Here is a 13,815-nt window from a genome sequence, read left to right on the forward strand (position 1 = left end):
TAGCCAAGGCAGTACGGATGACGCGACCGAGCTGCTGCGCGGCCTGGTCGCGCGGTCAGGGGGCCTCGACGATGTCGAACGCGTGTACGTTCCGGGGGTTGTGGCTCGATTCGCACACGCGACTGTCGAGGGCTGGCCTGAAGGCTTCGGCAACAGGTTATTGCGCGGCTCGCCCGCGCCGGTCCTGACGCCCCGCGAGCGCGCGGTGCTCGAGCTCCTGGCCACCGACCTCACACGCGCACAGATCGCCGAGGCCCTGTTCGTGTCGGAGAACACGGTGAAGTCGCAGCAGCGGACGCTCTTTCGCAAGCTCGGGGCCACCACCCGCGTCCAGGCGCTGCTCACGGCTCACCGCCTCGGTCTGCTCTAGGCCACAGAGGCCGGCTCCACGTGTGAGACGCGGCGGAATCGTGCGCCGGTCCGTGGCAGCACAGTGAGTGTGAAGCATCACAGCACAGGGGTGAAGAACCGGGTGAATTCGGGCGGCAGAACCGTTTTGCGCTAGCCCACACCTCAATACTCGGGCTGAGGAGTAGCCAGCTCGCGGCCCGAGCGGGACTGGCGGTCTCCGCGCCTGCGCCTGCGCGGGCACTGTGTGCTGCCCTCCCTCGCTCCTGACCGGTGCGACCCGACAGAAGACGGTCATCCGATGAACGCCCCTGCGCCCTCCGTATCCGCTGCTCCCGCGACCCGCCGCGCGTCCCGTGAGCGCAGGCGCCGGGGTTGGATGCGCCGGGTCTCCCTCGCACTCACGCCCGCGGTGATCGCGAGCACCGTGGGTCTTGGCATCTGGGGCGCGACGACGGCGGCGTCCGCTGCTGCCCTGCCCGATCCGACGACCTCGATCGGACTGGTGCAGACCGGCGGCGCGTTCGGCGATGCCGACACCAAGCCGTTCATCCTGGCGGGCGAGGATGCGACGTTCGACGTATCGATCACGAACACCTCGACCACCAACGGCTACAACGCGTCGCTGACCGTCCTGCTGCCGAGCGGGATCGATTTCGTCTCTTCGGGGGGGATGGGTAGCCCCGTCGTGTATCCGAGTGGCGCCTCGCTCCCCAACAGCGCGAAGACGCAGGCCGGCGACCCGCTCGCGACAGTGCCGGCGGGCATGCAGCTGTGGGTGTTCCAGGATGTGGCAGACCTGCCGGGCACGGCGACGTATCCCTCGTCCGTGACCGTCCGACCCGACGCCGACCTTTTCCCGGTGGGAGCAGAGCCCGACATCACCCTGGCCGGCTACATCTCCGCCGACGCGGCCCTCCTCCCCGTCTTCGACGGCTCGACAGGGGTCGGCGGCACCGCAGCCGCGGCGGAGACCTCGGGTGGCACCAGCACGACGGACATGCCGGTTCAGGCACTGCGGCTCACCAAGTCCGAGCCGAGCCCCGAGATCGAGCTGTTGCGCGGAGTGCACGACCACCAGACCGTGTACACCCTCACGGTCGAGAACACGCCGCAGGGCGACACGGATGCCGTCACCATCGTCGACTTCCTCCCCGCGGGGCTCGAGTTCCTCGCGTGCGCGAGCGTCGACAACACCGCCGACTCGCCCCTGCTGTACGACGCGGGCGGGAGCCTCGGCGGATCCCTGGAGTACCCGGCTGCCGGCCCCCTCACGGGAACCTCCCCCGCCGACTGCCTGGCGCCGGTGAGCGTCGAGACCGTGGACTCGGGTATCCCCGCGGGGCTCGATGCGGGCGTGTACACGAAGGTGACCTGGAGTCTGCCCGATCTCACCGGAGGCACGGCGCAGGCGACCGACCTCAGCGCCGCGGGTGTGGCCGGCACGTACGTCATCCGCTACGTCGCCGCGGTGCCGCTGTTCGAGAACACGATGGACTTCGTCACGGCGGCCGGCACGGGCACGCCCGACCCTGCAGGGCTCGGGCAGGCGTCGAACCTCAACAACAACGCCGGCGCCTCGACCCGCCAGGGCCAGGGCGCGGGCTTCGGCGACGGCATCCTGTACGAGAACCTCGCGACCGTCGCCGGCACCTATGCGGGCCCTCTCGCTCCGTCCACGCCGGCGGCGGCGAGCGACACGGATCTCGAGCAGATCCAGGCGATGGACCTGCGGGTGCTCAAGAGCGTCACGACTGCCGCGGGCGGCGACTTCGTCACGGGCGGCCTGGCCACCTACTCGCTCGACATCGCGACCAGCGAATACACGAGCGCCGGCGACCCGAGCGATCCGGATCCGATCGAGCTGGTCGACACGTTCGCCAACGGCCTGTGCCCCGTCCTGCCGGGGCCTGCGACCGCGAGTATCACGGGCGACCCGCTCCCGGCCGACTGCCCCTATCCGTCGACGGATGCCGGCGCGACCCTCACCGGCGCAACGGCGACCGCGATCGACTACGACGCCGCCACCGGCACGTTCGAGGTGAGCTACCTCATCGATCCGGCGGCGCTCAGCGCGAACGACGACCATGACGTGAGCTACACGGCGCTCATGCGCAGCACGTACGACACGGATGATCCCTGGGTCGGGCCCACCACCTCGGGCGACAGTCTGGGCAACACGGTCACCATCACGGGCTGGACAGACGCGATCCCGGCCCTGACCGGCGTGACCAACGGCGCCGGCGTCCCCGCCGACGGCACCGAGGACGTGTGGGACGACTCCGAGGCGACGCTGGATTCGGCGTTCTCGGCCATCTCGAAGCAGGTGCTCCCCCGCGACGCCGTGGTCCCGACGCCGGGAGTGGCCCCGACTGCCGCGACCTCGTGCGATGTCGCCCCGGGCGCTCCGTGGGCGCAGAACCAGACGGATGCCGCGGACCCCGCCTTCCACGCCGGGGATGTCGTCTGCTACGAGCTCACTGTCGAGTTCGCGAACGAGATCGACGTTCGAAACCCCCTGGTCACCGACTTCCTTCCCACGGGCGTCACCTACCTCGACTCCGCGATCTACAGCGGACCGGGCGGCACCACCGGCGGTGTCACGATCGACAGTTTCTCGCAGAGCGGTCAGCGACTGGACTGGCGGGTCGGCGCCGTCGGCGCGGGCGGTGACCGCTACGTTCCGCTGAACTCGACGCTTGTTCTGCACGTGCTGGGTCAGGTGACCTCCAACACACCGTCCGACAGCTCGGCACTCGACAAGCCGCAGAACCTCATGAAGTACCAGCAGGAGAACGTGCTGGGTGACCTGTTCTTCCTGCGCGACGCGTCCGAGATCCAGCTCGGTCAGGGTCCGACCCTCCTCAAGGGCGTCCGGGACGTGGACGGTGACGCTACCCTTCCCGCGCAGAGTCAGAACGACGCGGACGGGACCGTGTTCGATTCGAACCGCGACGGCATCCAGGTCGCTGCGGGCGACGTCGTCACCTACCGCGTGGACCTCTCGGGCGGTGACTTCGACGCCGATCTGACGGTGTGGGATGCCCTGCCGAGCGGGATCGACAAGGGCGACGTGTCGGCGATCAGCAATGGCGGCACCGCGCTGGATCCGGGCGACCCGGGTTACCCCACCGATCTCGAGTCCTCCTCCAGCGGCCGCTCGGTCATCGTGTGGACAGGTGTCGCGGTCGCGGCGGCGCCGGGTACGGCGACCCTCACCTACGACGTCACGATTCCCGCCGACGCGCGCGTGAACGTCGACTATGACAACACGGCGTCGATCACGCAGTACGACGTCGAGTTGAACACCGGCGACACCCAGACGCTCTACCCGACCGATTCCCTCGATGACACGACCCGCCCCGTCGACCAGACCGTACCCGGCGCGAACACGCGGGACGACTCGTCGGTCTACACACCCGACCCCGCTGTGGACAAGGAACTCCTCTCGACCGAGGTCGGCCCGAACACCGGTCTGGGTGAACAGAACCTCGACCCGAACAACGGCTCGAGCCAGGCCGTGCAGGGCGAGCTCATCACCTTCGAGTATTCGGTCTCGGTCCCCGCGCACACGACGGTCACGAATGCGGTGCTGCGCGATCGCGGAACGCTCCTGCGGGGCAGCACGACCGTGCCGTACACGGTGCACGGCACGCCGACCTGGGCAGCCACGGCGCTGACGGGCGCGACCGCGGGTGACTTCTCGCTCTCTGCGACGGGCGAACTGAGCTTCCCCGGCTCCTACTCGAACACCTCGGATGACCCGCAGGTGTTCACGGTGACGCTGACTCTCTTCGTCGGCGACGCGGGCAGTACGAACGCGACACTGACCAACCGCGCGTTGTTCACGAGCGATACCTGGGACGGGCAGCACGACGCCTCCGTCACCTACATCGAGCCGAACCCGCAGATCACCAAGTCGGCGTCGCCGGCATCCGATCTGACGACCAGCGACACGATCACGTACACGCTGAGTGTCGCGAACACCTCGAATCGCCCGATCTCCTACGACAACGTGATCGTCGACACCGTGCCGGCAGGCCTGATCGTCGACATCGGCTCGGCCTCCGTCGCGCCCACCGCGTACGACGTCGGCGTGACCACCGGGGCGGGCGGCACCATCACCTGGAACGTCGCCGAGATCCCCCCGACCGCCTCGATCACGTACGAGGCGAGCATCGATCCCTCCACCGGCGGTGGCGAGAGCTACACGAACACTGCCGCCGAGACCGGCTACACCCTTCCGTCGAGCCTCGGCGGCGACGTCACGAGCCGTCGCGGCACCCGCACCTCGACCGATGACGCGACAGTGAGGGCCGTGACCGCCGAGATCGCCAAGGGCGTGCGGACGACGGGCACGACGGATGCGTTCACGAGCGGCGTCTCCGAGCCGCTCGGCGAGACCGTCGAATACCAGGTGGAGGTCACCCTCGAAGCGAACATCAACTACTACGACCCGGTGATCTCCGATGATCTTCCCGCCGGAGTCGTGCTGCAGGACGCGACGATCACGGGCCCGACCGCGAGTCCGTCGACCGGGGTCAGCGGAACGTGGGACTACACGCTGGATGCCGGCACGAACACCGCCACCTGGACCTACGACGACGGCGCCGGGAACGACATCCTGTCCCAGCCGGTCGACCGGGTGCTGACCCTCACCTACGAGGTGCTGCTCGACGGCGGGGCGGTCGCCGCGAACATCGACGACCTGCCCAACACCGCCGTGTTCGCGTGGAACACGACCAACGACGACCCGTCGACCCGCACCACGATCGACGACGACGCGAACGTCGACGTCCTGGATCCGCTGCTGGGGATCGCCAAGACGGTCTCGGATGCCACCCCGAACCCGGGCGAGAGCTTCGACTACACCGTGACGGTGACCAACACCGGCGAGACTCCCGCCTACAACATGGTCGTGAGCGACGTCATCCCCGCGGGTGTCGTCGTCGACCCCGCCACGATCACCGGCGGCGGAGCGCTCACGGGCGCCGACCCGGTGCTCGGCGGCGGCACGATCACGTGGGATCAGACCGACCTGCCGGGTCCGCTGAGCAACGCCGCGCCCGGCAACACCGTGCAGTTCACGTACTCGGCGACGCTGACCGCGAGCGCGAACCTGCACGACGGTGACACCTTCACCAACACCGCGTCCGTCGACCACTACGAGTCGTTCCCCGACGACGGTCGGGAGTACGACCCGACGGATGTCGAGGACACCGCGACCGTCGACCCGGCGCTGCCGGACGTGGCATTGGCCAAGACCGTCACCGCGGGTGATCTCGCCTACGCGGGCACGCCGTTCAGCTGGACGATCACCGCGACCAACAACGGTGACGGCCCCGCCCAGACGGTGGAGCTGGTCGACACGCTGCCGGTGAACTGGGAGTTCCAGACCATCACGAGCGCGACGGTGGCCGGCTCGACAGTCTCGCCGACGACGACGGTCACCGGCAGCGGCGACCCCGGCGACCCCCAGCAGCTCGCGTGGTCGTTCGGGACCGCGGCACCCACCGCTCCCGTGCTGCAGCCGGGCCAGTCGATCATGATCGTCTTCACGACGATCCCGCGCGCCGCGGCACTCGTCGACGCGGGCGTCACACAGGCCGGTCCGCCGATCGTCCGCCCGCCGCACACGAACGCCGTGGCGGGCACGACGACCGACACCTCCGGAGCGACCGAAGACGCCGACGGCGACTACACCGGCCCGGACGCGACCGCGGATGCCTTCATCCACTCCGCCGACCTGCAACTGCAGAAGGACCCGGGTACGGGCCTGATCGCAGGCGGCGCCGCCGGTACGGCGTGGACGATCACGGTGACCAACACCGGTCCCGACGACGCCGTCGGCCCCTTCACCGTCAGCGACACCTGGGGAGATGCCGGCGCACTGCCGGACGGCTTCAGCGTGACCGGGGTTTCGGGCGACGGGTGGGACTGCGCTCTCGTGTCGACGACCGGCTTCGACTGCGCCCGCACGAACAGCGCCGACACCCTGGCTTCGGGAGCGAGCTTCCCGGTCATCACGGTCACGGCGCAGGCTGCGGCATCCTTCGACCCGGCTGACTCGCCCGTCGACAACACGGCGACCGTGACCGGCGCGACCCACGACCCGGACCCGTCGAACAACACCGACGACGCCGAGGTTCCCGTCACCGCGTCCGCCGACCTCGTGATCGACAAGACCGGCTCGAGCTCCGTGAACGCGGGCGGATCGGTGACCTGGACCCTCACCGTCACGAACGACGGACCGTCCGACTCGGTCTCGACGAGCGCGAACCCGATCACCGTGACCGACACGATCCCCGCCGGGATGCTGAACACGACGCTGGGCACGCTCCCCGCCGGCTGGACCGCGTCGGCTCCGGGCCCGTTCGCCGCCGGTGACACGGTGACCCTCACCCTCGCAGACGGGGAGCGGCTGACGGCCGGTCAGGTCACCACCTTCACGCTGACCGGCACGATCGAGTCGTCGTGGCCCGCGGGCACCGGCATCTCGAACACCGGCACCGTGACCCCCGGCGAGACTCCCGATCCGGACCCCGACAACAGCGACACGGATACCGTGACTCCGGGGATCGATACGACGCTCGGGATCAACAAGACCCGGGTCGTCTTCGACGGCTCCGCGTGGGTGCCCGCCACGGCGGCGAATCCGGTGGTGCCGGGCGCCCCCGTGACCTACCTCGTCGACGTGACCAACACCGGCACGGCCGATGCGCGCGCGGTGACGGTCGACGACGAGGTCGCCGACTACTTCACGTACCAGTCGTTCGAGTCGGTCACGGGCACCTGGACGCGCACCTCCTCGGCCTCGGCACCCGGCGACGACCAGACGTTCGCCCTCACCGGCGACCTGGTCGCGGGCGGGTCCGCGTCCTTCCGGGTGACTCTGGTGCTCGACGCGACGGTCGAGACCGGCGCGACGGTCGAGAACACGGTCATCGCGCACGCCGACAACGCGACCAACGACCCCGACGACACCGACTCGACCTCCGATTCGGAGCGTTCGGCGGATCTGTCGATCGCGAAGACCCACACCGGCACCGTGCACGCGGGCGATCCGATCCAGTACACGGTCACGGTCACCAACAACGGCCCCTCGGCATCCTCGGGTCCGATCGTGATCACCGACACGGTGCCCGCCGGCTTCGGCTACGAGACCGGCAGCGCGACGGTGAGCGTCGCGGGCGGCGCGGCCGTGGCGACCGAGCCGGCCGTGTCGGGCCAGACCCTCACCTGGACGGTCGGGGATGCCTCCTCGAGCCTCGCCAACGCCGCGACGATCGTGATCGTCTTCTCGGCGACGACGGATGCCGACCTCACACCCGGCTCGTACACCAACGAGGCGGATGTGGACGGCCCCGACGACGACAACCCGAGCAACGACCACGCCGACGATCCGACGGCCCTCGACACGCTCACGAACCTCGTGATCACCAAGACGCCGGATGCTGGGCCCTACATCGCCGGCACGGACGTGGGCTACACGCTCACGATCGAGAACCAGGGTCCGTCGGTGGCGCGCGACGTCGTGGTCACCGATGCCGCACCGGTCGGGATGACCGTCACCGCCATGTCGGGCAGCCGCTGGACATGCGATGTCACCGTGACGCCGGCGGCGTGCGAGATCGCCGATCTGCCCGTGGGGACGACCACGATCTCGGTGACGGCGGCACTGTCGGCATCCGTGCTGACCGGCACCGACCTGACGAACACGGCGACGGTGGCGACCTCGACACCGGAGACCTCCACCTCCGACAACACGGATGACGCGACGATCCGGGTCGACACTCTCGCCGATCTCGGCATCGTGAAGACCGCTGTCGATGACGCGGGCGACCCGGTCACCGACGCGATCGCGGGCGAGCACGCCCGGTACCTCCTCGAGGTGCACAACTACGGGCCCTCCAACGCCGTCGCTCCCGTGACGATCGTGGACACACTGCCCGAGGGCATCACGTTCGTCGGGCTCGTCGATGGGACCGACTGGTCGGCCGTTGCCGATCCGGTCGATCCGGTCAGTGGTACCCAGACCGTCACGCTCACCCGCCTGCCCTCGGGCACGGGGCTTGCGGCGGGAACGGATGCCCCGGCGGTGACGCTCATCGTGCAGCTCGACCCGTCGATTCCGGTCGACCCGGTCACCGGCACGACGGTGCTGACCAACAGCGCCACGGTGAGCTCGGGAACTCCCGAGCCCGCACCCGACCCGCACGAGAACACCGACACGGCGGATCTGCAGATCGCCCAGGCGGTGAACCTGTCGATCGTGAAGACCCACGACGCGAACGACGTGCGCATCGGCGATGACCTGCCGTTCGACCTCGCGGTCCGCAACGACGGTCCTTCGACCGCGACCGGTGTGACCGTCGTGGACACGATCCCCGCGGGCCTGGAGTACGTGGATGCCGCCGGCAGTGACCCCGCGTGGACCGTCGTGGCGGACCCCGTGGCCGCCGATGGGACGACGACGGTGACCGCGACGCTCACGGGCGATCTGGCGCCGGCGACCGACGCCCCGACCCTCTCGCTCACGGTGACCGTGACGGCGGCGGCCTACGACGAGGTCGTGAACGTCGGTGTCGTCGCGGCCGACCAGCCCGAAACCGACCCGACCGACAACACCAGCGATGACCCCGTGACGGTGCCGCCGCAGTCGACCCTCGTGGTCACCAAGACGGCACTGGGCGGGCTGCAGGTCGGGTCGAAGGGCACCTACGTGATCGCCGTGACCAACAACGGGCCCACCGAGGACCCCGGTCCGATCGTGGTGACCGACGTGCTGCCGCGCGGGCTGAGCATCGTGTCGGCCTCGGGCACCGGCGCGACGTGCGACGCCTCCGGTCAGACGGTGACCTGCACCCTCACCGATCCGCTCGGCGTGGGACAGACGGCGTCGATGACGCTCGTGGTGAGCGTGGCGAACGGCGCCTACCCCGAGGTGACCAACACGGCCACCGTCACCACCCCGACCGAGCAGCTGCCCGGGTCGACGCTCACGGCGTCGACGACCACCCCGGTGGCGGCCGACCCGCTGGCGGGCACGGGAGGAACGCTGCCGTGGTGGCTGATCATGGCGACACTGATCCTTCTGATCGCCGGTGGCGGATTCTTCGCGGCATCGCGTCGGCGAACGGATGCGTGAGCGAAACCGCGTCATGAAACACACCACCCGGCATCTGTAGGAGCGTGAGCACTCCTGCGAGCCACCACGGCCATGGCCCTCCCGACCGCGAATCGTCGGGAGGGCCGTGGGCGATCAGGTTCACGGCCCGCCGCTGGCGCCTGGCCGTGATCCCGGCCCGCACCGGTGTGCCGCGTCTGATCGAGGCCACCCTGCGCGGACCGTGGCTCGAAGTCGAGGACGCATCCCGGCTGCGGCGCTGGCAGAGGGGTACCGCAGAGATCACGTGCGCGTCGCCTCGCCGGGCACCGTGGACACGGGCGCTTCCCGCCCGGATGCTGCTCGTGTCGCCGTGTGCACGGAGCCTCCCGGGCGAGCCGGACGGAGCCACCGATACCCCGCACGTGCGCACCGTCGTGTTCGACTGCGCCGGGCTGACGACCACGGACTTCGCCCAGCTGAGCCGCCTCGTGCAGCTGTTCACAGAAAGTGCACTGTTGCGCGATGCGGCGTTGCCGCCCAATCTGGAAGACAGTCGTATCTGGGAACGGCTCTCCTCCTTGTCCCCTCGAAAGGCGAGTTGACCGTGTCCCGCAGTGGTCTGACGACGCTCAGCGACGATGATCTCGTCGCACTGTCGCGCCGGAATGGCTCAGCGGCCTATGCCGAGCTGTGGCTGCGTCACAGCGCCGCCGCGCTTGCGGTGGCGCGCGCGTTCACGACGTTGGATGCCGACGATGTCGTCTCCGAAGCCTTCACACGGGTGTTCGCCCGCATCAAGGCGGGCGGCGGCCCGACCATGGGGTTTCGTCCCTACCTGCTGACGGCGGTCAAGAACGTTGCGCGGGAGTGGGGCTCCCGCGCGGCGGAGACCTCGAGCACGGATGTCGCGGAGCTGCCCGCCGAGATCGACACCGCCCGCGCGGTGGAGGCCTCGCTGGAAGCAGGGGTGACGGTATCGGCCTTCCGCTCCCTGCCCACCAGGTGGCAGGAGGCGCTGTGGTACAGCGATGTCGAGGGCCTGAAGCCTCGTCAGTTCGCGCCGCTGCTGGGGCTTGCCGCCAACGCCGCGTCGGCTCTGGTCATCCGTGCCCGCCGCGGCTTTCGTGATGCGTGGGTGAACGGGCAACTGCTCGCCGCCGACAGCGACGAGTGCCGCGGGGTGCTGTCGATGCTCGGCGCGCACACCCGCGGAGCCCTGAGCAGCCGGGACGCCCGGACCGCCGAGGCGCATATCGCGACGTGCGCGAGGTGCGCGCTGGCGTGGGAGGAAGCGCAGCAGGTCTCGAGCCGGCTCGCCCTCGCCCTGCTGCCGGTCGTCGTCGGTGTTCCCGCTGCCGCTGCCTACGGTGCCTGGTTGCAGTCCAGCGCTGCCGCCGGCGTAGCCACGATCGCGGCCGGCACGACCGCAGCCGGTGCGACCGCCACGAGGGTGCGGCCGCGCACCTCCCGCCTGTCCCGCTCGGCGCAGGCGGGAGTCGTGGCGGCGGCAGCGATCGCCGCCCTCGCGCTGGGCGCGGGTGTGTGGGCCGCGGTGGGCACGGGGCTCGGCGCACCGACAGCCGCGCATCCGCCTGCCGCGGACGCCGCTCCCCCGCCGTCGGCCGACGACCAGGCAGGGGGCGTCGACATCCCCGATGCCCCCGCGCCGTCGATGGAGCCTCCCGCGCCCGAGGCCGACGATGCGGGCGCTGACGAGAACGGACCGCCCCGACCTGCCCGCCCGGAACGGACACCGGCGCCCGTGACCTCCGCGCACCCGGGTGCGGTCGTGCCTCCCCTCCCCGCACCGAGCCCCAGCGCCTCGCCGACCGCACACCCCACTCCCAGCCCGACCCCGACGCCCAGTCCCACTCCGACGGCCACCCCGACCCCGACGCCCAGTCCCACGCCGACCGACCCGCCGTTGCCGGCGCCCCAGTTCGTCGTCGACGCGAGCGCGGGAACGCACGTGTATCCCGAGCTGTCGGGAACGGATGCCGAACCCGGTGCGACCGTCGAGGTGCTCGATGAGGCGGATGTCGTCCGCGCAACGGTGATCGCCGACGATGCGGGTGCGTGGACGGTGACGGATCTGTCGGGCGGCGCATGCACGACGGATGCGTCGGCCTATCTCCCCGCGGGTGATCATGTGCTCACCGCCCGGCAGACCATCGATGGCCGCACGTCTCCGCTGTCGACCGGCGTGACAGTATCCGTGACCGAACCGCCCGCCTTCGTCTCGCCGGGTGAGGGCGAGGTCGTGTCGCGCTCGGGATTCCTGCTGTCGATCACGGGGACGCCGACCGCATCCGTCCAGCGCATCAAGCTTCCCGATCCCTCGCCCTGCCGACCGACACCGATGGTGCTGGATGCCTCCGGCTCGTATGCGCAGGAGTTCACGCTGCCCGCCTCCGACACGACGGTGACGATCGGCATCCGCTACATCGACCCGGCGACAGGTCGCCACGGCGTCGCGTCGTTCGTGACGTTCACCGCCGGGTAGCGCGCCACCGCACCGCACCGTTCGGTCGCGCCGAGGTGGGCACGCGCCCGGGAGCCGCACGGGATTCTTCGATTCCGCGTCACGATTTCCTCTCCCCGCCATCTGTGGTGGTGACGGGAAGGATTTCGATGTTCATGCCGAACCGACAGACCCACGGTCCCCACTCGACTGGCGCCGCGCCGTCGGCCGATGCCCTGCGCGGCACAGAGGTGCCCCCCGAAATCCCCTCGACAGAGGTGCCCTACGAGATCCCCTCGACGGAGGTGGTCGCCGCGAGCCTCGCTCCCCCGGCAGCGGGGCAGGCCCCGCCGACCACCGCCCCCGAAGTGCTGACGGCACTGATCGACCAGGTGGATGCCGCGTGGGCACGTGACGACGCCGCGACCGCGATCCGGCTGCTGACGGTCGGGCTGTGGCCGCTGTTTCTCGACCGTCCGAGCGAGCTGCGTCGACTGCTCATCCCCGTGCCCGAGGATGCCGCACCACCGGCCCTCCTGTTGGCCAAACGATTCGCTCTCCCCGTGCTCGATAGCCCAGAACGCATCCGCCTGCTCAGCACCCGTCCCTTGGATGCCGCACCCGCCGCGAGCCTCGATACCCACGCCGACCAGGGATGGCGTATCGCGCAGCGCATGCTCGCTCACCGCCTGCGCGGGGAGTTCGACGAGGCACGCGATGTGGCCCAGCGACTGCGTCAGCACATTGAGACCGAGGCCGCGCGGGAACCTGCGCAGCTTCCCCAGTTCCTCGCCGCCGCGTACTCGCAGATGGGCACGACGGAGCTGCTCGCCGGTGACACGGCAGCGGCGCTGTCCCACTACCGCCGGGCACTGGCAGCGGCCGACGGTGACGAAGATCTCGGCATCCGCCGCGACGCACTGGTCAAGCAGGCGTGCGTTCTCGCGATGGAGGGCAGGCTGCGCGAGGCCGAGACGATGCTGACGCGCGCTGACACCCATCGGCTGCCCAACAACGCGTATGCGGAGCGCATCCGGGCCCGCATCCGTCTCGCTCGTGCTCTCGTCGCCGTCGAGCGGATGGACGAGCGCGCGCCCGACCTGCTCGCGAGCCTCGATCGCGACCTGCTCTTCGAGTACTGGCCGCTCGTGCTGCTCGCGGAGGGCCGCTGGCGTCTCGCGTCCGGGAACCCGGCGGGCGTGCTCGATCTCGTCGACGCCGCCACCGAGAGCCGCCCGCTCCCGGAGGGGTCGCTCGGGCTGTGCGTCGCGACGTTCCTGCGCGAGCAGGCGGGCGAGACGCTCGGGATGCCCCCGGCGCAAGCGGTCCGCGACCCGGACTCTCTCCCGTGGCTGTGCGCACTCGGAGCGGTGCGCGCACTGATCACCCGGGCCGACCCGCTCGTGGCGGTGCACGCGGCGCGCTTCCTCGCGCACCGGCGCGGTGTCGGGCCGTCGGTGCGACTGGAGGCGCTGTTGCTGACCTCTCTGGCGCTCCAGCGGGCGGGACTTCCCGCAGACGACCGGGTCGGTGCCGCAGCGGCGGCTCTGGCACGCGACGAGGGGCTGTGGCGGCCGCTTGCCGTGGTGCCGGCATCCGTGCGCGACGAGCTGCCCCTCACCCTCCCGCCGCATGTCGGTCAGGCTGTGGTCCCGACCCCGCCGCCTGCGGTCGTGCTGACCCCGCGCGAGCGGGAGGTGCTGGCGGCGCTGACGGGTACGGAGTCACTCGCGCAGATCGCGCGGCGCCTGCACGTGTCGGTGAACACGGTGAAGTCGCAGGTGCGTTCGCTCTACCGGCGCATGGGGGTCTCCTCGCGTCACGAGGCGATCGCGGAGGCGACCCGGCTCGGCCTCGTCTCGCTCCCCCCGGCGCTCTAGCCGCACACCGCGGGGAG

General features: G+C 70.4%; 5 protein-coding genes. All 5 read left to right on the top strand.

Going from position 1 to position 13,815, the window contains the following annotated elements:
- The coding region (locus AC3ENO_RS13995; protein WP_434971214.1) for a helix-turn-helix domain-containing protein at window positions 1-370 on the top strand (370 nt) is incomplete at its 5' end.
- A gap of 279 nt (window positions 371-649) precedes the next feature.
- Window positions 650-9,496 carry an isopeptide-forming domain-containing fimbrial protein gene (locus AC3ENO_RS14000; protein ID WP_434971215.1) on the top strand — a complete coding sequence of 2,949 codons (8,847 nt, stop codon included), beginning with the start codon at window positions 650-652 and terminating at the stop codon, window positions 9,494-9,496.
- Between the two features lie 44 nt (window positions 9,497-9,540).
- Window positions 9,541-10,059: a hypothetical protein gene (locus tag AC3ENO_RS14005; RefSeq protein WP_434971216.1), complete on the top strand. Its 519-nt coding sequence runs from the start codon at window positions 9,541-9,543 to the stop codon at window positions 10,057-10,059.
- 2 nt (window positions 10,060-10,061) lie between these two features.
- On the top strand, window positions 10,062-11,960 hold the full coding sequence (locus tag AC3ENO_RS14010) for a zf-HC2 domain-containing protein (protein ID WP_434971217.1): 1,899 nt from the start codon (window positions 10,062-10,064) through the stop codon (window positions 11,958-11,960).
- Between the two features lie 134 nt (window positions 11,961-12,094).
- Complete coding sequence (locus AC3ENO_RS14015; protein WP_488185787.1) at window positions 12,095-13,798, top strand: helix-turn-helix transcriptional regulator; 1,704 nt, start codon at window positions 12,095-12,097, stop codon at window positions 13,796-13,798.
- Window positions 13,799-13,815: the final 17 nt, after the last annotated feature.

The organism is Microbacterium sp. bgisy207, from assembly GCF_057706855.1.

Excerpts from the sequence above, each read along its gene's own strand:
- AC3ENO_RS14000 (WP_434971215.1), top strand. The coding sequence starts at position 650 with ATGAACGCCCCTGCGCCCTCCGTATCCGCTGCTCCCGCGACCCGCCGC.
- AC3ENO_RS14015 (WP_488185787.1), top strand. The coding sequence starts at position 12,095 with ATGCCGAACCGACAGACCCACGGTCCCCACTCGACTGGCGCCGCGCCG.